At 53.1% G+C, this 19,675-nt stretch carries 18 protein-coding genes; 8 read left to right on the top strand and 10 right to left on the bottom strand.

Features of this window, described 5'->3' with window-relative positions:
* Positions 1–31 precede the first annotated feature (31 nt).
* A complete protein-coding gene (locus A3OW_RS0121495) occupies positions 32–1,531 on the top strand; it encodes an FAD-linked oxidase C-terminal domain-containing protein (RefSeq protein WP_020565524.1) in 1,500 nt (499 codons plus the stop codon).
* Here A3OW_RS0121495 and A3OW_RS0121500 read toward each other — a convergent pair.
* Complete coding sequence (locus A3OW_RS0121500) at positions 1,528–2,037, bottom strand: hypothetical protein (protein WP_020565525.1); 510 nt, start codon at positions 2,035–2,037, stop codon at positions 1,528–1,530. The genes A3OW_RS0121495 and A3OW_RS0121500 overlap by 4 nt on opposite strands.
* An 81-nt stretch (positions 2,038–2,118) precedes the next feature.
* Positions 2,119–3,516, bottom strand: coding sequence for a P-loop NTPase family protein (locus A3OW_RS0121505; RefSeq protein WP_020565526.1), 1,398 nt, complete (start codon positions 3,514–3,516; stop codon positions 2,119–2,121).
* Positions 3,517–4,098: 582 nt separating this feature from the next.
* On the opposite strand from A3OW_RS0121505, the gene A3OW_RS0121515 reads away from it, so the two are divergent.
* Positions 4,099–4,476, top strand: coding sequence for a hypothetical protein (locus A3OW_RS0121515; RefSeq protein WP_026223817.1), 378 nt, complete (start codon positions 4,099–4,101; stop codon positions 4,474–4,476).
* 220 nt (positions 4,477–4,696) lie between these two features.
* Here the strand turns inward: A3OW_RS0121515 and nadB are convergent, their stop codons facing one another.
* Positions 4,697–6,331, bottom strand: coding sequence for an L-aspartate oxidase (gene nadB / locus A3OW_RS0121520; protein WP_020565529.1), 1,635 nt, complete (start codon positions 6,329–6,331; stop codon positions 4,697–4,699).
* Positions 6,332–6,530: 199 nt separating this feature from the next.
* Between nadB and rpoE the strand changes: the two genes are divergently transcribed.
* The 4 genes from rpoE (at position 6,531) to A3OW_RS0121545 (ending at position 10,462) form a co-directional block, all read left to right on the top strand.
* A complete protein-coding gene (gene rpoE, locus A3OW_RS0121525; protein WP_020565530.1) occupies positions 6,531–7,127 on the top strand; it encodes an RNA polymerase sigma factor RpoE in 597 nt (198 codons plus the stop codon).
* A 7-nt stretch (positions 7,128–7,134) separates the two neighbouring features.
* On the top strand, positions 7,135–7,668 hold the full coding sequence (locus A3OW_RS0121530; RefSeq protein WP_020565531.1) for a sigma-E factor negative regulatory protein: 534 nt from the start codon (positions 7,135–7,137) through the stop codon (positions 7,666–7,668).
* A 68-nt stretch (positions 7,669–7,736) separates the two neighbouring features.
* Positions 7,737–8,666: a MucB/RseB C-terminal domain-containing protein gene (locus A3OW_RS0121535; protein WP_232422411.1), complete on the top strand. Its 930-nt coding sequence runs from the start codon at positions 7,737–7,739 to the stop codon at positions 8,664–8,666.
* Between the two features lie 392 nt (positions 8,667–9,058).
* Entirely contained in the window at positions 9,059–10,462 is a 1,404-nt protein-coding gene (locus tag A3OW_RS0121545; protein WP_026223819.1) for a DegQ family serine endoprotease, read from the top strand.
* A 71-nt stretch (positions 10,463–10,533) separates the two neighbouring features.
* On the opposite strand, the gene A3OW_RS0121550 is transcribed toward A3OW_RS0121545, so the two are convergent.
* The 4 genes from A3OW_RS0121550 to rnt form a co-directional block, all read right to left on the bottom strand.
* A complete protein-coding gene (locus tag A3OW_RS0121550; RefSeq protein WP_033411850.1) occupies positions 10,534–10,980 on the bottom strand; it encodes an HIT domain-containing protein in 447 nt (148 codons plus the stop codon).
* Positions 10,977–12,029: a M14 family metallopeptidase gene (locus A3OW_RS0121555; RefSeq protein ID WP_232422412.1), complete on the bottom strand. Its 1,053-nt coding sequence runs from the start codon at positions 12,027–12,029 to the stop codon at positions 10,977–10,979. Before A3OW_RS0121555 ends, A3OW_RS0121550 begins: the two co-directional genes overlap by 4 nt.
* Complete coding sequence (locus tag A3OW_RS0121560) at positions 12,026–13,459, bottom strand: glutamate--cysteine ligase family protein (RefSeq protein WP_020565537.1); 1,434 nt, start codon at positions 13,457–13,459, stop codon at positions 12,026–12,028. Before A3OW_RS0121560 ends, A3OW_RS0121555 begins: the two co-directional genes overlap by 4 nt.
* Before the next feature lie 169 nt (positions 13,460–13,628).
* Complete coding sequence (gene rnt / locus A3OW_RS0121565; protein WP_020565538.1) at positions 13,629–14,273, bottom strand: ribonuclease T; 645 nt, start codon at positions 14,271–14,273, stop codon at positions 13,629–13,631.
* 136 nt (positions 14,274–14,409) lie between these two features.
* Between rnt and A3OW_RS0121570 the strand changes: the two genes are divergently transcribed.
* Positions 14,410–15,189: an MlaA family lipoprotein gene (locus A3OW_RS0121570; RefSeq protein ID WP_020565539.1), complete on the top strand. Its 780-nt coding sequence runs from the start codon at positions 14,410–14,412 to the stop codon at positions 15,187–15,189.
* 26 nt (positions 15,190–15,215) lie between these two features.
* On the opposite strand, the gene A3OW_RS0121575 is transcribed toward A3OW_RS0121570, so the two are convergent.
* The 3 genes from A3OW_RS0121575 to A3OW_RS0121585 are packed head-to-tail and all read right to left on the bottom strand — an operon-like array spanning position 15,216 to position 18,835.
* The gene (locus A3OW_RS0121575; RefSeq protein WP_020565540.1) at positions 15,216–15,902 is read right to left on the bottom strand and encodes a Fe2+-dependent dioxygenase; all 687 of its coding nucleotides are present in this window, start codon (positions 15,900–15,902) and stop codon (positions 15,216–15,218) included.
* A 2-nt stretch (positions 15,903–15,904) separates the two neighbouring features.
* Positions 15,905–16,603: a PepSY-associated TM helix domain-containing protein gene (locus A3OW_RS0121580; protein WP_020565541.1), complete on the bottom strand. Its 699-nt coding sequence runs from the start codon at positions 16,601–16,603 to the stop codon at positions 15,905–15,907.
* Positions 16,604–16,660: 57 nt separating this feature from the next.
* Complete coding sequence (locus tag A3OW_RS0121585) at positions 16,661–18,835, bottom strand: TonB-dependent receptor (protein ID WP_020565542.1); 2,175 nt, start codon at positions 18,833–18,835, stop codon at positions 16,661–16,663.
* A gap of 304 nt (positions 18,836–19,139) precedes the next feature.
* Between A3OW_RS0121585 and bfr the strand changes: the two genes are divergently transcribed.
* The gene (gene bfr, locus A3OW_RS0121590) at positions 19,140–19,607 is read left to right on the top strand and encodes a bacterioferritin (protein ID WP_020565543.1); all 468 of its coding nucleotides are present in this window, start codon (positions 19,140–19,142) and stop codon (positions 19,605–19,607) included.
* The last annotated feature ends 68 nt before the right edge of the window (positions 19,608–19,675 follow it).

The raw sequence follows: 19,675 nt of genomic DNA on the forward strand, positions 1-19,675 counted from the left end.
GGAAGCACTCCTCAAAATACGAACAACGTCTATGAAAATCGTCAGGCCGCATACTTCCGAAACGATTCGTCATCAGGTAGACCGCCGCCTTTTGATTGACGAGTTTAAAACATTTTTACCGGCCGCATCGATTATTTCCGAAACGGAAGCGCTCAGGCCTTTCGAATGCGACGGCTTGTCGGTGTATCATTGTCTGCCCTGGCTGGTTCTGTTGCCGGATACCGTCGAGCAGGTGCAGCGCATCCTGGCGATCTGCCATCGATACGGGGTGCCGGTCGTGGCGAGAGGCGCCGGTACGGGACTGGCCGGAGGGGCGCTGCCGTTGGAAAACGGTGTATTGTTGAGTCTCGCCAGGCTCAATCAAATTCTCGAAATCGACTGCGCCAACCGGCTGGCGAGGGTTCAGCCGGGGGTGCGCAATATCGCCATTTCCCAGGCCGTGGCTCAACAAGGCTTGTTCTACGCTCCCGATCCGTCGTCGCAGATCGCCTGCACGATCGGCGGCAACGTCGCCGAAAACTCCGGCGGAGTGCACTGCCTTAAATACGGCCTCACGACCCATAATATTCTACAGGTCAGGATCGTGACGATGGACGGCGCCCTGGTTACCGTGGGAAGTCACGGCCTGGACGGCCCCGGACTGGATTTACTGGCTTTAATGGCCGGTTCGGAAGGCTTGCTCGGCGTGGTGGTCGAAGTGACTGTCAAGTTGTTGCCCCTGCCCGAACATTGCGAAGTCATTCTGGCTGCCTTTGCAGACGTCGAACAGGCGGGCTCGGCGGTGGCGGCCATCATCGCTTCGGGTCTGCTGCCGGCCGGATTGGAAATGATGGACCAAGCCGCCATTAAAGCCGCGGAAGATTTTATTCATGCCGGCTATCCGGTAGAAGCCGAAGCCATTCTGTTATGCGAACTGGACGGTACTCGAAAGCAGGTCGAAGAAGAACTCGACCGGGCCTGCGAGGTATTGAAATCGAACGGGGCTTATGAATTAAGACGGGCCGGAAGTCGGGAGCAAAGACAGGTTCTCTGGGCAGGACGCAAGGCCGCATTTCCGGCGGTCGGGCGGATTTCTCCGGATTATTATTGCATGGACGGCACGATTCCCCGACGGTTTCTGGTAAAAGTGCTGAAATCCATAGCGGAATTGTCCGAGCGTTACGGTCTGGCGGTAGTCAACGTGTTTCATGCCGGCGACGGCAATCTGCATCCTCTCATCCTGTACAATGCCGACCGTCCGGGGGAACTGGAAAAAGCGGAACGGTTCGGCGGCGACATTCTCGAACTCTGCGTGGCCGTCGGCGGCACGATCACCGGCGAGCACGGGGTGGGCGTGGAAAAGATCGATCAGATGTGTTTCCAGTTCAGCGAAAACGAGCTGGCCCAATTTCGGGCCGTGAAAGAAGCGTTCGATGAAAAAGGGTTGCTCAACCCCGGAAAAGCCGTGCCGTCTTTGCACCGGTGCGCGGAACTGGGGGCCATGCACGTGCATCGGGGCGTGTTGCCGCATTCCGAACTGGAACGGTTTTAAACGATCTGGCCCAGTCCGAACGCTCCGAAATAAGTCGTAATGAAATAGAGTAGCGACAGGGCCATGCTGGCCAATACATTGATGCCGACCACTTTTTTAATGATGTAGGTCACCAGGGCATAATCCCAGAGGATTAATGAAAAGGTAATGTAGTAGCTGAGAGGATCGTCGCTTACCGTCAGCCAGATGATGACCGGCACGATGAACAAGGACACCACGTTCGCGCACAGTATCAGCGCTGTCGCCACCTGTACGAAAGCATACAGCGTCTTGTTGAAGAACAGCAAAATACCGATGAACAGCAGCGTCAGCAATGTTTCAAAGCTGACTTCATAAAATGACTCGATCGGATCGTCGGTCATGTTCGCCTGCATGAAATACTCGACCAAATAATAAAAGATCAGGTTTTGTTTGAAAAAACTGGTCGATCTCGTTAACTCCAACGGGTTGTGTTTAAACCAGCAAAGAGGTAGGTATTGTTTTATCAGGTCGACGTAGGCTACCATGATCCGGTGAGTAGGTTAGGCAAGGTCAGTATCTGTTACAACGTTTATGTCCTTTGATTGTTCTGACGGTGAAGGAATGCTTTAGTGTCCCGAAGTATCCGAAAAACCCGGAACGAGATGCTCGTTATAAGCACTGAAGCTGTCGTTCAGGGCCTGCACCAGCTCCTGGGTTTTGGCCGAAAGCTGTGCCAGGCGGGATTTGGTTTTCTTGTTCCATCCGGCCGGCTCCGAGATGGGCAGCACGATGCGGGCGAAGGTCAGATTTTTTTCGAATAAATTGCTCAGGTTTTCGAGCAAATGCAGTTCTTTTTGCCGTGCATTGAGCTGATTGATGATGACCTTGGCGTGAAGTTTGCTGATGACCAGATGAATGGGAATCATGAAGGCTATCAGCACCAGGAGCGAAATCGGGCCTAGAATCGGATCCACCAGCGTGGCCAGGACTATCCCTGAATTAATTTCGGCAAACAGGCTCAACACGATGATAAAGCTCAGGATCAGCAAGCTCGACATGGTGGCTCTTTCTTTCCAGGTGGTGATGCCTTTCTTTACTTCCGGAATAACCACGCCTTCAATTTCGCGAATGTTTTGTTCCAGCGATTGCAGGATACGGTAGGTGCGGTTATTCGCTACCGTAGCCAGGTACTGGTCCATTGAAGAAAAATCGGTTTTGGTGGTTTGCGGTATGAAACTGGCTTCCTGACCGGGAAGGATAAGAAACTGGCCGCCGGTGATGCCTTTTTCTGCCAGCTTTCGCTGCCAGGAAGCGATGATCTCGCTGTGGCGGGAAGAGCTCAGCGCGGCTCCCGGCGCATCGATGAGATAGGTGAATTTGCTGGAATCCTGAGCGGAAGCAATGTTCGCCAGCAATTCGTCCACCATCGGAGAAGAGGAGTCGAACGTATCGGTAAATATCAGTACCAGATCGGAATGCTCGATGCTGTATCGGGTCAGATAACGGGTGATCGGGCTGACGGAAGCGCTGTCGATATCGGGCGCATCGATAAAAAGCCGGCCTTTTAACCGTTCGCTCGGGATGGTTTTTAATTCAAGATAAGAATTGATTCGGCCGCCTTCGCCGGGCTGTTGCTGCTCAATTTTCTGGCTGATCTGATAAAACGGGAAGCGGTGATCGACGTCCAGCGCGGTGCCGGGCAGCGTGGCGGAGTTCGGCTGGGCGTTATGCAGCAGGACGGTAAATTTTTGGCCGGAGGTCTGGATTCCCGACAGTTGCATGTCGGAGCCGAAATAGCCGTTCATGAACCGGGATTTGGCGGTCGAACTGCCGCCTATCAGGGTGATGATGGGCCACCAGGAGTTTTTGACGGCGGTTGTTTCATCGGTATCGAGAAGACTCAGATCGTATTCGAGTTGGTCGAGTTCATGAAACACTCTGGAAGCTTTTTGCAATATCGGATTGTCATTGGCAAAATATTTTTCAAGGTTGAGCAGATACTTGCTCACTGTTTTTTCAGCCATTATTTTTTACACCCTGTTTGTAGTTTTTATTTTTGATTAGAAAGCCAAGCTGATTCACGTTCCGGAAAGGCGGGGGAGAGTCTCGATTCTCTATTGCCTGCCGGTCACGTTTGCTGCTTCCGAGATTAATGATATTGCTCTCGTTTTGTGGCATTGCTTCTTTATAAATTGCCGACGGATAGAAGAAATAGCCATTTTCATCGTTTTAGGATGATACAAAAAACAGAGAAAATAGCAAAGGTATTTTATCTTGGGAAAAGATCGGCGCGGAGAGACGCCGTGGTTGTCCTTCTTCACCTGGGATTTTCTCTAAAAAGAAGAGTGGACCGAAGGACTGGATACAGAAATCGCCGAGACGATCACGTAACAAAGCAAAAGCCACATGCCCGCCGGCTTCGGCTTACTGCAGACTTTTTTGCAGGGATCTTTCTTCGTCCGTTCCGCCATTGTGATAAAAGACGTCATTCACTAAAATGAGCCGGTAGGACTTGGCCGCATTTTCAGGCTAAAATTGAACGGCGTATTATTATCTTGAACAGATCGACTGGTGCAATTTATTTCATGGCAAGGCAAAATAACAATTTGAGTTATCTTAGAATCGCGATGCTGGCTTTATTTATGGCGGCGTTGCCGAGTTGCACGGCCCCTTTGTTCGGAGCATACGGTCCGATCGGCCATTCCAGGGAAGAGTTCGAGCATTATGTGGAAGAAGTCTTCCGGTTTCAGAACGAGATGACCACCAAGGTGATGATGCTTCTTGAAACCGGGGAGAAAAGCAATATGGAGCAGATCTTGCAATCCGAACAGCACATGCACCAGATCTGTGAACCGCTCAACGTGTATGTTTCCCGTGAAATGGACGGTTTAAGCGAGCCGTTTTCATTGCGGCGCCAGGTCATGAAATCCACTACCGATTGCGATCATGCCGCGCACGAACTGGACAAATTGCTGGAAGAATAAGACCTTCTTTATTCGGTATCAAAATGCAGAGCGCGATTTAGCGAAGTTCACCTTGTTGGGTCCGGCTATGATTCTGTTTTTATGGGTGGCGTCGGAAGCGCCTTGTTTAAAAAGGGCGAAGCGGCTCATTTTATAAGTTAGAATCCGGCTTATGGCCGAACCCCGGTTTTTGCGCTTTAGTCCAGTCCTCAAGCCGCTTTTCCTTAAGTCGGAGTCCGGCTCACTGCTCTTTAATCCTGGCTTCCGGAGTTAATACCGTATTCTGCGCCGGGTGGGCATCGTCTGTGTACGGATAATCCAGCGTATAATGCAGCCCGCGGCTTTCCTTGCGCTGCCGGGCGCAGCGGATGATCAATTCCGCCACAATCACCAGATTGCGCAACTCGAGCAGATCGCTGGTCACCCTGAAATTTCCGTAATATTCGGCAATTTCCTTTTTGAGCAGTTCCACGCGATGCAGGGCTCTGGCCAGGCGTTTATCGGTTCTGACGATGCCCACGTAGTCCCACATGAAATTACGTAATTCGTTCCAGTTGTGGGAGACGACGACTTCTTCATCGGAATCGCTGACCAGCGATTCGTCCCAATCCGGTATTTCCGGCACCGGCTCGATCGAAGGAAAACGGTTTAATATGTCTTCATAGGCGCGCTCGGCAAACACCAGGCATTCCAGTAATGAATTGCTGGCCATGCGGTTGGCCCCGTGCAACCCGGTACAGGCGGCTTCTCCGATGACGTACAGATTAGCGATGTCGGTACGGGCATAACTGTCGGTCAATACGCCGCCGCACGTATAATGAGCGGCGGGCACGACCGGAATCGGCTGTCGGGTGATGTCGATGTTGAATTTTAGGCACTGCTGGTAAATCGTAGGGAAGTGGCTGCGAATGAACTGCTCGGATTTATGGCTGATGTCGAGATAGACGCAGTCGATGCCGCGTTTTTTGATTTCGTGGTCGATCGCCCGGGCAACAATATCGCGGGGTGCCAGTTCGCCTCTCGGATCGAATCGCTGCATGAACGGCGAACCGTCGGGCAGGATCAGCCGGCCGCCTTCGCCCCTGACTGCTTCGCTGATTAGAAAGGAGCGGGCTTCCGGATGATACAGACAGGTTGGATGGAACTGCATGAATTCCATATTGCTGATCCGGCATCCGGCCCGCCAGGCCAGGGCGATGCCGTCGCCGGTGGCGCTTTGCGGATTGGTGCTGTAAAGGTAAACCTTGCTGGCGCCGCCGGTCGCCAGCGCCACGACGGGCGCTCCGAAGGTCATGACCTGCTGATGTTTGCTGTCCAGAACGTAGGCGCCGACAACGCGTTTGTGGGCCGGGAATGGGGTGTTGCTGAGGGTGGAGCGAGTGATCAGTTCGACGACGTTGTGGAATTCGAATAATTCTATGTTTTCGTGTTCCCGGGCGCGTTCGATCAACGACAAGGATACGGCTTTACCGGTCGCATCGGCGGTATGTACAATACGCCGGTGGGAATGGCCTCCTTCCCGGTTGAGATGGAGTTTGGTCTCTCCGGATTGAGTCTGTTCTTCGGTAAAGACGACGCCTTGTTGACGGAGCCAGTCGATCGAGCTTTTGCCATGAGTAACGGTAAGCCGTACGATTTCGGGATTGCACAGTCCGGCGCCGGCATTCAGGGTGTCTTCTATATGGGATTCAATCGAGTCTTCGGCATCGAATACGGCGGAAATGCCGCCTTGGGCATAATAAGTGCTGCCGGCCGTTAACGCAAACTTGGACAGTACGGCAATGCGCAGGGAATGGTCGGCGAGTTTGAGGGCCAGACTTAGTCCGGCACCGCCGCTGCCAATAATAAGAACGTCGTAATTTTTGGAAATCTGCATAAAATGGGCATAAAAAGGGTCACTCTTCTCGTTTCCACCGGTCAATAGGCAAGGCGGAAACGGATGATTGACGCCATTACAAGAATAGCTTTGTCTACTGGATTGACGGATAATAACGTTTTTTATAGTGATGGCAATTTTTTTTGCAACCAGAGAACTTATGACTTTGAATTCTGTCCATTTTAACAAGGAATAACTAGTGAATAGTCATACCCGAGCAGGCGAACAATTAGATGAAGAGTTGGTTTTGCGTGTGCAGCAGGGCGATAAATCGGCTTATGATCTGCTAGTGATTAAATATCAACACCGGATTATTCAACTGGTTAATCGCTATATCAAAGATCCGAGTGATGCCCAGGACGTGGCGCAGGAAGCATTTATTAAAGCCTATCGGGCACTCGGCAACTTCCGGGGAGAAAGTGCGTTCTATACTTGGTTATACCGGATTGCCATCAACACGGCAAAGAATTATCTGATGTCCCGGTCACGCAGAAGCGCGGACGCTCAAGTGGATGTTCTGGACGCAGAGCAGATCGAAAAAGCGCCTCAGTTGCAGGGCATGGAAACCCCTGAAAGACAGCTATTAAACGAGGAAATTGTGGAAACGATTAAAACGGCCATCGCTAAATTGCCGGAAGAAATGCGCGTTGCGATCATGTTGCGAGAGTTTGAAGGAATGAGCTATGAAGAAATAGCGGAGGCGATGGATTGTCCTGTAGGTACGGTGCGTTCACGGATATTCAGAGCTCGTGAAGCCATCGATAGTAAATTAACCCCTTTGCTCGATTTACGGTGAACATTCAATGCATGAAGATTCGACACAAAAAATTTCTCAACTACTGGATAATGAACTTGACCGGAACGAGGCATTGATTCTTCTGAAAAAAATCCAGTCTTCTGCCGATTTGAAAGACAAACTGAATCGGTACGAAGCGGTCAGTCAGGCATTAAAAACAGATGTTTTTTTTATGCCTGATCCTGATTTTTCTGCAAAAATCAGCGAGAAGCTCCGGCAGGAGCCGACTTATTTATTACCCCAATCCAGGGACGTCAAAATCAGCCGTAAAATTTTCGCCACCGCGGCGTCCATTGCTTTAGTCGCAATGATCGCGGGATTGAAAATCAACAGACCCTCGGAAGAAATCAGAACGGCCTCGGCAATCCAGACCTCCATCACCCCTTCTAGGCCGGCCGGAGAAACCAATCCGCAAATTGACCAAAGCTCGATCAATAAACAAATCAACGATTATCTGCAGGCGCACAACAGCAGTGTTTATATCAATGGTCAGGCTAATTTTCAGCCGTACGCCCGCGTTACCGCTTATAACCAGCAATGACAATCTTTAAGCGTTTTTTTCTTTCCTTCTTTTTATCGACAGGGACTGTATCGGCGCAAGACACTGGCATGACTGCCCGACAGACTTTGACTAAAATGAACAATGCGATGCAAGTCCTCAATTATCAGGGAACGGTCGCGTTTTTCAAAAACGACAAGCTGGAAACGATGAAGTATTTCCATGCGGTTAAAAACGGTAAGGAGCAGGAGCGTTTGTTATCGTTGAATTCTCCGTTGCGGGAGGTCGTCAGGGAAGTCGGCAAGGTGCAATGCCGGTTCAACAATAATCGGCAAATGATGGTCGATTACCGCCCTTATGAAAGCTCCTTTCTCATAGACATGCCGAAAAATCTGGACGACCTGGCCGGCATCTACCAGTTCGAGCTGGACGGCGAGGAAGACATCGCGATGCTGCCGAGTTACGTCATTGCGATAAAACCGACCGATGAATTCAGATATGCCCGGAAGGTCTGGGTCGAGAAAAAGAAGTTCCTGCCTCTTAAAGTCGTTGTGTTCGATCCCTCCGGGGCGATTCTGGAACAGATCATTTTCACCGAACAACACGTTACGGAACAACTGGCCTTTGTCGATCTAAAGCAGCCCGACGCGGATACCGCAGGATCGATGCTGCAGGGCCGGCAGACGTTTCAGAATCAACCGCCGGACCGGGCGCCGTTTGAAGCAGTTCAATTGCCGCCGGGATTCAAAGAAATATTTTTTAACCGGAAGCCCATGCACAATGTCGATCAATTGGTCGATCATCTGGTACTCAGCGACGGTTTTGCTTCGGTTTCGGTCTATTTGGAAAATAAAAAGCTCGCGATACCGGCCGGTTTTCGATCGGCCGGAGCCATCAATTCCTTCAGCCGGGTTCTGGATGATTATTTGATAACCGTTATGGGCGAAGTGCCCGCGGCAACGGTCCGGATGATTGCCGAAGGAGTCAGGCTAAAGAGCCCGCCGGCGGTTTCCAATGAGGAGACTTCCAAAAAGGATTGAGCCGCCGGCGGCATGAAGCAAAAAATTCTACCGCCGCGAGGCCGGCCAGCCGAAACGGCGACCAAAGCCGATACTATTACCGTAAGGGTGAAATGCAGGATGCGTGCGTTTGCAGGCTGTGGTCAACAATCGCCGAACTGAGTTTCAGAAAGTATGGAGCCTCATGTAAGCAAGTGGCTGGTGCGGCCCAAGGGAAATTTTGCCGTTATTCGACGGCATCGGCTGGTTTATCTGTTACGGAAATCAATCGGAAAACTTCAGTTTGTCCGGAAGATGCGCAGTCTTCCTTTCGGAGAGGCCGGACGTCGACAGGAAGCGTAATATCGGTCCGGTCGAACAAAATAAGATGCAGTATTTAAATTTACATATTCAAAGTTGAAACTGGAGTTGATATGCTCAAAAAGCTAAGGTGGTGTCTTTTCTTAGTGATTCTGATAAATCACAACGCATGGGCGCAAGTGCCTAATTTACCTCAAATGGTAAAAACCAAAGGAGCTGCGGTGGTCAACGTCAGCACCACGCAAAAAGCGCCGCCCGAATCCGACAAATTGCCCAACGATCAGCAATTACCCGAAGGACTGCCGCCTGAAATGGAAGAATTGTTCAAGCATTTTTTCAATGGTCCGGGCGGAGATTACATTCCAAGGGATACTCAATCCCTGGGTTCGGGATTTATTATTTCCCAGGACGGTTATGTGCTGACCAACCATCACGTCGTGAAAGATGCCGACGAGATCGTCGTCAAATTGTCGGACCGGCGCGAATTACTGGCTAAAGTCATCGGCTCCGACGCCCGCACCGACGTGGCTTTGTTAAAGGTGGACGCCAACGATCTGCCGGTGGTCACCATCGGTTCCGCCGACAAGCTGGAGGTCGGTGAGCCGGTATTCGCCATCGGTTCGCCCTTCGGGTTCGAACAGTCGGTGACCGACGGCATCGTCAGTGCCAAGGGCCGTAGTTTGCCGGGAGGCAATTACGTTCCGTTCATCCAGACCAATGTGGCGATCAACCCGGGCAATTCAGGTGGGCCGTTATTCAATAAGGACGGCGAGGTAGTCGGCATCAATTCCCAGATTTATAGCCGAACCGGCGGGTTTATGGGCTTGTCGTTCGCCATTCCGATGGACGTCGTCATGAACGTCGTGTCCCAATTGAAATCCACCGGCAAGGTCGCCAGGGGGTGGCTGGGCGTTCAGATCCAGGACGTCACGCGGGAACTGGCCGAATCGTTCGGCATGCAAAGACCGCAAGGCGCTCTGGTCTCCAAAATTATTCCCGGCAGTCCGGCAGAGAAAGCCGATCTGCATATCGGCGACATCATCATCGAATTCAACGGAAAAGAAATCGAGACGTCGGGTGAATTGCCGCCTATGGTGGGCATGACGCCCATTAACGAGAACGCCAAGCTTAAAATCATCAGGCAGGGTGAAACCAAGACCGTTCCTATTATGATCGGATTGCTGCCGGAGCAGGAAGAGAAATTGGCCGAAGCCCAAACGGAAGACAAGCCTTCCAATAAACTCGGCATCAGCGTGGTTGAACTGACCGGCGAGCAAAGAGAAGCGCTCGACGTGGCCAAAGGCGGCGTTTTAGTGAAGAACGTAGCGAACGGCCCGGCTAAAAATGCAGGCATCCAGCCCGGTGACGTGATCCTCAGGATTCAGGGCACGGTCATCCGTAACGTCTCGGATTTCAATAAATCCGTGAGCAATCTGCCCGTCGGCAAGTCCCTGGCGCTCCTGGTTCAGCGCCGAGGAAATCCGATGTTCCTGGCGCTTAAAATCGATAAAAACTGAGCCGGATTGAGTTTTGAGCCCGGAACCGCCGATGGAAGCAGGAGCCTTCCATCGGCGGCTCGGAAGAATGATCAGGTTTCCCCCGTCGCAGTCCAGGGATGCAGCCGGCCTTTCAACTGGTTCTTGACGAGAATTTTTTTGTCGCTTATTTGTTTTTCCGTGTAGGGAATCTTCTCCGTCTTTCCCCAAATCGCAGCGGGCCAGACTTTATCGGTCTTGTATCGGACGATGTGATGGACGTGGAGCTGAGGCACCATGTTGCCGATGGCGCCGATATTCATCTTGTCCGCGAGAAACAGCTCCGACAAATTTTTTGCGAGAAAACTCGATTCTTCGATCAGCAGAATCTGATCCTCTTTGCTCAACTGATAAATTTCAGTCACGTCCGGCTTTTCCGGGACCAGGATAAACCAGGGATAAAGGCTGTCGTTCATCATCAGCAAGCGGCAGAGCTCAAAACGGCCTAACGGGATGCAATCCTGTTCCAACTGTGGGTGTAGACGAAAAGATTTAGTCATGAGCATAGGGATCGCGCAAGGGAAGGGTTCTCGGCAAGATGAATCCGTTCCATTAAATAGCACAGGCAGTCCTGCCTGATAATCCGCTCGTCCAGGGTCAGCATCGAAGGCATGAGAGGACGGATAATCTGCAAGTCCCGATCACTCAGGCAAAAAAATGCCTCGGTCACGATATTGCCGGATTCATCCTGAACGATCAGCGGCATGTCTACGTCGGCTTTGGTCTTGCCCAGGATGGTGCCCGGCGTTACTTCGGTGAAATTCATGCGTTCGAGGTCCTCGGAAAGCAAAAGATCGGCATCCGTTTCGTGAAAGCTGAATTTGATTTTCTCGTCGACTTTGACCAGGGCGACGGTATGAAAAAGATCGACGTCTTGCGGATACACCCGATGTTCATGAAATTCATTCAACTTCAGGCTGCACTCCAGAAATTCCAGGGCGTGCTCGATGCCGTATTGTTGGCCCGGCCGCCCGCATTCCAGAGTAACCGCAGGGCAGATTTCCGCAAAAGCGGCGGATTGCACTCCTTTAGGCTGGGTAAAATAGACGATCAGGCGGCCGAACAGGGAAGCCAATTGTAAAAAACGGTTGTCGAGCCGGTTGATGCAGGCATAATGAGGGTTCATGCCGCTATTGTTGTGTATGTCGATGCTGGCGAAAACCCGGCGCTGATGCATGATCGAGACCACGGCTTGCGCCATCTCGGTTTCCGCAGAGGCCGGCAAGACGGAGCCGGGCCATATGCGGTTGTAATCGGGCTGGTCGTCCAGCCGCCTCAAATTGTCACGGGCCGCCGCGATATTGCCCAGGAATATCGACAAGGAACGGGGCAGTTCTTTGTTTTGATATTTTTTCAAAAGCAACTGGACCGCCTTGAAACCGGTCGGTTCATTGCCGTGCAGCAAGACGGAAATGAACAGCGGTTCCGCCTGGCGTCCCGCCAAATGGATCAAGGTGGGGCCGGGCAAGATCGTATGCAAAGTTTCGGTGTCCGCTTCCAGCAGGCCTTCGGGAATGGCGTCGAATTGGGCAAGGTTCGGTTTATTCACTGAAATATCCATTCGCTGACAGGATGTCCGGCGTTTTGATTGACGAGGTATTGTTCGGTCATTCCGGTGAAGTCGCCATGACACTCCTTGATGAAGCGGCGCTGCCAGTCGCAGCCGTTTTGTTTCGAGACAATCCGCCGACGGATGACGCCAAGGTAGTTGTCGATGTCCGAGGCGTCGACTCCGAACGACTGAAGTCCGGAAACGGCTCTTGAAAGGAGTTCCGCCTTGAACAGATGATCCAGTCGATGTCTGGAATGGTCGAACCAGAGAATCACGCCGTCGAGCCCGTGTCGGGCGGCCTGATAAAAATTGTCTTTGGCCTGGGCGAAAGTGAGCGGCAAACCTTTGTCGATGATTTCGTCGCACAGATTTTTGCTCAGACCGTAATAAAAAGCGGCGTTGGCGATGGCGTCCACCACCGTAGGGCCGGCCGGAGGCGTTCGATGCTCGATTCGAATGTGGGGAGCGCCGTCTTCGTCAAAACCGACCAATGGCCGGTTCCAGCGCCAGATGGTGCCGTTGTGCAGCCGTAAATGGGCAAAGGCTTCGGTGTCGGTATTCTGGAGAACCGGCAACAAAACCGGAAAATGCGCCAGGTTTTCCTGAAAACATTCGATGATGGAATGCCGGGCGAAGCCGGAACCGAAACTGACCCTCCGAAGCGGGCCTGAGGCTGCGCCTTCAAATCCTCCGGATTCGACGGCCTGCTCGAACAGAGGAATCCGAGTTTCGTGCCAAAGTTCCTTGCCGAACAGGAAGGGCGAATTGGCGCACAGAGCCACCATCGCGGCAGAGGCTATGATGGAGGCATTGTAGTAATGATGGGCTATCTCGGCCGGAAGTTGAATGTGGGTCTGAAACGACGTCGTCGCCGATTCCAGCATGACGTCGTGGTGGTCGAATCTCAAATGTTCGGCGCCGCCGATATCGATATGAACCGGCTTGCCGCGCGCCAGCAGAATTTGTTCGTTCAAGGCACGGTATCGGTGCATGTCGGACATATTGCTCAGGGTTAAATCGGCCTGTTCCAGAGTGGGCAGAATGCCGATCATGACGATATGATGGTCCATGCTTTCCGCATGCCGGTGGGCTCGTTGCCAGGTGGCCTGCAACTGCCGATGCAATCGGGCAAAGACGTCGCCCGTTAACGATACCGGGGCGCTGTTGAGTTCGATGTTGAATTTGGCCAGCTCGGGCGAAGCTAGGGGATCTTTCAACGTCTCAAGATAGCGTTGGTTGATCGGGGAAGGCCGCAGGTCCCGATCCACCAGCCAGGCTTCGATTTCAAAACCGGCTACGGGACTGCGCGAAGAGCAGGCTTTTTGGTCGATCAGGCGGTTTAACAGCGACGTTTCCTGTTCCAGTCGGCGACGAAAAGATTGAAAATCGCCTTCTTCAAATTGAGTTAACGAAATTTCCTGGCCCATCTTCGCACGTGAATCTATTCCGGTAATTCATCATACGGCGTTTATGGAGATAGCGTCAATAAGGAGATCGCGCGATGCCTCAAGCTTGACGATTTGCCATATAAGGAGGGGGCGGGATGCGGCTGCCGGGTATCGGATTCATGCGCACGGGAAAAGCGCGCTTCTTCCGTTAGTCCCTCAGACCGCGTCCATCCAGCGGTTGGGAATCCAGTTGTTTCCAGCGGTTCACTATCCGGCAGAACAGTTCGGCCGTGACTTCCGCGTCGTAGAGCGCCGAGTGGGCTTTTTCATTGTCCCATTCCAGCCCGGCCGCCTTGGCGATTTTCGCGAGCACGGTTTCCTGGTAGACCAGTCCTCCCAGCGTGGCCGTATCGAAAGTGCTGAACGGATGAAACGGGCTGCGTTTGTTTTGTGTCCTATGGATCGCGGCGTTCAGAAAATTGATGTCGAAAGCCGGGTTATGGCCCACCAGAATGGCCCGCGTGCACTGATTCCGTTTCATGGCGTGCCGGATCGGCCGGAAGATCGTATGCAGGGCTTCGTCCTCTTCGACCGCCATACGGAAAGGATGATAGGGGTCGATGCCGTTGAATTTGAGCGCCGATTCGTCCAGTTCCGCATTTTTAAAGGGAATGATATGAGTCGAATAGCGCTCGGTGATTTGCAGGTCCCGGTTGCCGTTGAATTCGACGATGATCGCGGCAATTTCCAGTAAAGCGTTTTTTTTGGGATTAAAGCCGGAGGTTTCGATGTCTATAATAACGGGTAAATAGCCTCTGAATCGTTTTTCCAAAGGAATAAAGGATGTGTCCATTTAGAAAGAAGGAAAAAAAGAGATAAAGCGATTCGATCGGTGTAATTACGCAGGTGCTCGATGGCGTAATTCATTTATGATATGGTACGCGCATTCAAGCTGGAATAACCCTTTAGCGAAAATTAGAGTCGATACAATGCAAAATAATAAATTAATCACGCGAATTGCCGGGTTTCTGGGAATGATTCTTTTAGTGAGCTGTGCAACCTCGAATAAGGATCGTCAGGATCCCTGGGAAGGTTGGAATCGAGGCGCGCAGACTTTTAACGATAATCTGGACGATTATATAATGAAACCCGTAGCCGAGGGTTATCAATTTGTAATGCCTTCGTTCGCCGATCGCGGGGTGAGCAATTTTTTCAGCAACATTAACGATATCGGCGTCATCCTCAACGATTTGCTGCAATTGAAGTTCGCCCAGGGCGGCAAGGATGGCGCGCGCTTTCTCGTCAACACCGTTGCCGGTATCGCCGGCTTCATCGACGTAGCGGACATGATCGATTTGCCCAAACACAATGAAGATTTCGATCAGACTTTGGGCGTCTGGGGCGTGCCGACCGGACCTTATCTGGTCCTGCCGTTTTTCGGGCCCAGCACTCCTAGGGGCGTCGGCGGCATGATCGGCGATTCCGCGATGAATCCGATCACTTATGTCGGTTTTTTCAGCAGCGGCGCCGCTTCCACGGGTTTGTTCGGAGTCAATACGGTCGACTTGAGAGCGGATAATTTAACTACCGAAAAAATCGCTACGGAAGCGGCTCTGGATCGTTACGAGTTTTTTAAAAATGCGTACTTGCAACAGCGCGAATATCTGGTCCATGACGGCAATATTCCTTTCGATGAGGAATATGAAGAGTTTCATTTCGAGGACGATTCCAGTGAAAAGGGGAAAATGGGGCCGGTCAGACCTTATTGATCCGATGACTTCTGCTTGAGACCCCGTCACTGCACATCCGCCCACATTCGCAGAAGATTATGGTAGCACCCGGTGAGACTGATGGCCGGAGGAGAATCCCCCTGCGTTTCTCGCAGTTGCAGAATCGCCATGTCCATTTCGAACAACAGCCGGCGCCGTTCGGTTTCCCGTACCATGCTTTCGATCCAGAAAAACGATGCCAGCCTTGCGCCGCGCGTGACCGGTTCCACCCGGTGCAGGCTGGAGCCCGGATACAGAACCATGTCGCCGGCCGGCAGTTTCACCGCGTGTTCGCCGTAGGTATCCTCGATCACCAGTTCGCCGCCGTCGTAGTCGTCGGGATTGCTTAAAAACAGCGTTGCCGACAGATCGGTCCGGATCCGTGCCCCCGTGGCGGCACAGGTGCGCACCGCGTTGTCGATGTGATTGCCGAAGGCGTTGTAGACACCTTCGTAGCGATTGAACAGCGGCGGAAAAATGCGTTTGGGCAAGGCCGCCGAAAAGAACAGTGCGTTCCGGTTCAGCGCATCGAGCACGATCTGACGGATGGCCAGGCTGGCCTCGCACAGCTCCGGCAATTGCAGGTTCTGTTTGACCCTGGCCGACTGCGTGCCGGCAGTGATCCGGCCGTCCGCCCAGTCCGCGCCGGTCAGGACGGCCCGGCACCGATCCAGGGCCTCCGGGGATAAAACTTCGGGAATCTGGATCAGCACGTTCAGCCTCCCGCCGCTTGCCAGGTAAAAGCGGCAGCCAAAGCGAGCGAACCGAATCCCAGACCGGCCGCGACAAGGCGTCCGCCGTGCAGGCGCGTCCACAGCAAAATGCCGGTCAGGCTCAATACGATCAGTCCGCCCGCCAGCGTATCGGCCAGCAGCACCCAGCCGATGCCCATGCCGACGCCTTTATGAAGATTGGTCAACAGCGAAAACAGATTGCCGCTGCCGCGTTTGACGGTCACGAAACGATTGCCCGGCCAGTATTCGGCCTGCACCGATTCGCGGGGGGTGCGCAGCGTGATTTGCCAGCGCGGCGGCTGCTCGATGCCGACACCGTTCCAGACCAATGTTTTTTTAGGCTCGCGCAGAATTCTGGCGGTGCCGGCGTCCAGATTGAATTTCTGCCCCAGCCAGAAGGCCAGCGCTTGCGGGTCGCCGGGCAGAGGCTCCGGTAGCGTCAATTGCGCTTCGGTTTTTTCAACCCTGGCGGCCGGGATTTTCATTAATTCATGGTGATTCAGCAGGACGCCGGAAAAGCCGAACAAGAATCCCAAAGACGCTCCCCAGAGTCCGATCCAGCCATGAGTGCGGCGCAGCCATTTCAGAAAAGGGCCGCGCGCCCAGCGTTTCGGCAGGAACAGATAGCCGCCGCCGGTTTTCCGGCGGGGTTCGAAGACAGGATCGGAGGAGGTGCGCATGAAGTTCGGTATTTGAAATGGATTGAAGAATAAGGCGATTTGCTGATCAAGCCTTCGTTAAAATTTCAATCTGACCGACAATTGACCGGATACCGGCACCCCCGGCAATGCCGAGCGGGTCTGCCCGGACTCGTAATACACCGTGTCGGTCAGGTTGAACACGTTCAACTGCACGTCGTAATGTTTCTGATGGTACGCCACTACCGCATCGAGCCGCGCGTAGCCGGGCAGGGTCACTTCGTTGACCGTGTCGGTATGGCGTTCGCTGCTGTAGAACACCCCGCCGCCGATCTCCCAGTCGTCGGTCAGATGGTAGCTGAGCCAGGTGACGCCGCTGTGCCGGGGCACGTTGACCGGAATCATGCCCTGCAGGGATTTGGTCTGGCCGCTGACCGTGCCGACCGCGGTCGAGTTGGACTTGGTGACTTCGGCGTCCAGATAGGCGTAAGTCATCGACAGATCCAGGCGCGGCAGGATTTCTCCGGACAGGCCCAGCTCGAAGCCGTCGGTGCGCTGTTCGCCGGACAGCACCGTCAGGTCGGGATTCGTCGCCGACGCGGTGCGGGCGTTGGTTTTCTCCAGACGGAACAACGCGGCGGTCGCCGCCAGCCGGCCGCCGAACAGATTGTATTTCGCGCCGATCTCGAAGTTGCGGTTCTTTTCCGGCGGCAATGTGTTGGTCGCCTCGCTCAGGCTGTAGGCCTCGGCCGAGGGGTTGAACGAGGTGCCGTAGCTGAAATAGTACGACTGGGCCTTGGTCGGCTGCCAGACGATGCCGGCGCGCGGATTCCATTGGCGATCGATCCGGGCGAAATCGTTGGCATTGTTCAGGCGGTCGTTCTGTGCCGCCGAAAACACGTCATAGCGCACCCCGGCCAGCAGTTTCCACTCGGGCGAGAGCTCGAACTGATCCATCAGATAGCCGGCATAGGTGCGGGTTTCGGTGTAACGGTCGGTCGCCAGCGTACCGCTGAAATCGGTGGCGAGGCCCGCCCCGACCGACGGCGTCAGCACCGGATTGAAAATCGAGATCGAGGGCACGCCGGTCGAGTTCTTCGATTTGAAATCGTAATTTTCCCAGCCGAATTCGGCGCCGAACATCAGAGTATTGCCGAAACCGAACAGCGGTCTTTTCAATACGAAATCGGTCTGGTTATACAGGTTTTCCTGCCGGTTGCCGCGCAGCGCCTGCGTTCTCGCGACCGTCGAAGTGAGCCCCGTGTCGGTGACCGAGCCGAACAGATGAGTCAGGTATTTCCGGTCGTATTCGCCGTAGCGTACCGTATTCTTGACTGAAAACTCGTCGTTGAAACGATGCGACAGGGCGACCGTGCCGACGTTCACGTCGGTATCCAGCATCCGGTTGTCGGGAAAACCGTAATAGATATTGATCGGCACTCCGGCCGGCTTGCCCTGGTACATCGGCACGCCGTAATCGAACACGCCGTCTTCTTCCTGATGCAGGAGATTCATCGACAACTCGGTGTCCGGCGTAATCTTCAATAGAAACGACGGGGCAATGCCCCAGCGGTTGTTAAAATTGTAGTCGCGGAACGAATCGCTGTCCTGCCACATCAGATTCAGCCGCGCCGACAACTTGTCGTAAGCCGTTTCCGCATCGATTGCCGAGCGTTTGAAATCGTAGGTCCCGTAAGTGAAATCGCCGATCACCTGGTTTTTGCCGGTCGGCTTCTTGAAAATCTGATTGATCACGCCGCCGGTCGTGCCCCGTCCGAACAGGATCGACGAAGCGCCTTTCAGTACTTCGGCGCGTTCCAGAAAAAACGTATCCCGGCTGTATTGGCCGTTTTCCTTGACGCCGTCCAGATACTGATCGGAATTGGCCGAAAAACCACGCAGAGTGATCGAGTCGCCGGTGCGTCCGCCTTCGCCGGCGGCAATCGTCAGACCCGAGACGTTTTTCAACGCATCGCGCAGATTGAATGCGTTTTGCGACTGGATCAGTTCTTTCTTGACCACGCTGACCGATTGCGGAATGTCGCGAATCGGCATCGCGATCTTGCTGCCGGTCGAGGCCGTATCGGCCTTGAATCCGTCGTTTTTTTTATCGCGTGCGGCCTTCACCTTGACGTCTTTCAACACGATTTCTTCGTTTGCCTCGGCTGCCGGAGGCGTTTCGGCAGCAAGCGCCATTCCGCTCAAGGCCGCCCCCAACGGCAAAAGCGTGCCCAACCGCCATTTACCGGCGCGTTTTGTAAAAATTTCGGACATAGGTTCCTCTTGTTCAATGCAGTAAAAACTTCATGGCTGCCTGGCGAGGAACGCTGGGTGGCTTGATCGGGAAGGTTAGAAATAGGTTGAATCAATATGGGTGCAAATAATAATAATTCTCATTATAAATAAAAGCTGAATGCTGTCAAGCTTCTCATCACTATGAAGTCCGGTACGGAATTTGCCGTAGGCGGGGGATATCCATATAATTCGCAAAACAGCAATCGAGTGGAAAAGTCTGTCGGATGCGCTGGCCTGCGCCGGGGAATTTATCCTCTATCTTAAGCCCTTGGGAGAAATCATAATGAAAGGCGATGATCAAATAATTACTCACCTTAACAAATTGCTGGCCGGTGAACTGAGCGCCATCGATCAGTATTTCATTCATTCCAGAATGTATGAAAACTGGGGCTTTAGCAAACTCTACGAGCGCATCAGCCATGAAGTCCAGGACGAAATGAACCATGCCGACGCCTTGATCAAACGTATTCTGTTTCTGGAAGGCACGCCCGATTTAACCAAGCGGGAACCTTTGCATGTCGGGCGCACCGTGCCGGAAATGTTAAAAAACGATCTGGATCTGGAGATCAGCGTAATAGGGGCGCTGCGCGAGGTGATCGCGTATTGCGAAAAACACCACGATTACCAGACCCGGGAGATTCTCGGCGTGATGTTGAAGGATACCGAAGAAGACCACGCCCATTGGCTGGAAAAGCAACTGCATCTGATTGACGCCATAGGATTGCAAAACTATTTGCAATCGCAGCTATAGAGACCGGCAGCCGATACGATAGCCGTCATGGCTGTGGCAGCAGCGGAAGATGAAAATTGCCTTCGCAT

It is taken from the genome of Methylosarcina fibrata AML-C10, from assembly GCF_000372865.1.
GTDB lineage: Bacteria > Pseudomonadota > Gammaproteobacteria > Methylococcales > Methylomonadaceae > Methylosarcina > Methylosarcina fibrata.

Coding starts and splice junctions, on each gene's coding strand:
- A3OW_RS0121495 (WP_020565524.1), top strand. CDS start 32: ATGAAAATCGTCAGGCCGCATACTTCCGAAACGATTCGTCATCAGGTA.
- A3OW_RS0121500 (WP_020565525.1), bottom strand. CDS start 2,037: ATGGTAGCCTACGTCGACCTGATAAAACAATACCTACCTCTTTGCTGG.
- A3OW_RS0121505 (WP_020565526.1), bottom strand. CDS start 3,516: ATGGCTGAAAAAACAGTGAGCAAGTATCTGCTCAACCTTGAAAAATAT.
- nadB (WP_020565529.1), bottom strand. CDS start 6,331: ATGCAGATTTCCAAAAATTACGACGTTCTTATTATTGGCAGCGGCGGT.
- A3OW_RS0121530 (WP_020565531.1), top strand. CDS start 7,135: ATGCATGAAGATTCGACACAAAAAATTTCTCAACTACTGGATAATGAA.
- A3OW_RS0121535 (WP_232422411.1), top strand. CDS start 7,737: ATGACTGCCCGACAGACTTTGACTAAAATGAACAATGCGATGCAAGTC.
- A3OW_RS0121545 (WP_026223819.1), top strand. CDS start 9,059: ATGCTCAAAAAGCTAAGGTGGTGTCTTTTCTTAGTGATTCTGATAAAT.
- A3OW_RS0121550 (WP_033411850.1), bottom strand. CDS start 10,980: ATGACTAAATCTTTTCGTCTACACCCACAGTTGGAACAGGATTGCATC.
- A3OW_RS0121560 (WP_020565537.1), bottom strand. CDS start 13,459: ATGGGCCAGGAAATTTCGTTAACTCAATTTGAAGAAGGCGATTTTCAA.
- rnt (WP_020565538.1), bottom strand. CDS start 14,273: ATGGACACATCCTTTATTCCTTTGGAAAAACGATTCAGAGGCTATTTA.
- A3OW_RS0121570 (WP_020565539.1), top strand. CDS start 14,410: ATGCAAAATAATAAATTAATCACGCGAATTGCCGGGTTTCTGGGAATG.
- A3OW_RS0121580 (WP_020565541.1), bottom strand. CDS start 16,603: ATGCGCACCTCCTCCGATCCTGTCTTCGAACCCCGCCGGAAAACCGGC.
- A3OW_RS0121585 (WP_020565542.1), bottom strand. CDS start 18,835: ATGTCCGAAATTTTTACAAAACGCGCCGGTAAATGGCGGTTGGGCACG.
- bfr (WP_020565543.1), top strand. CDS start 19,140: ATGAAAGGCGATGATCAAATAATTACTCACCTTAACAAATTGCTGGCC.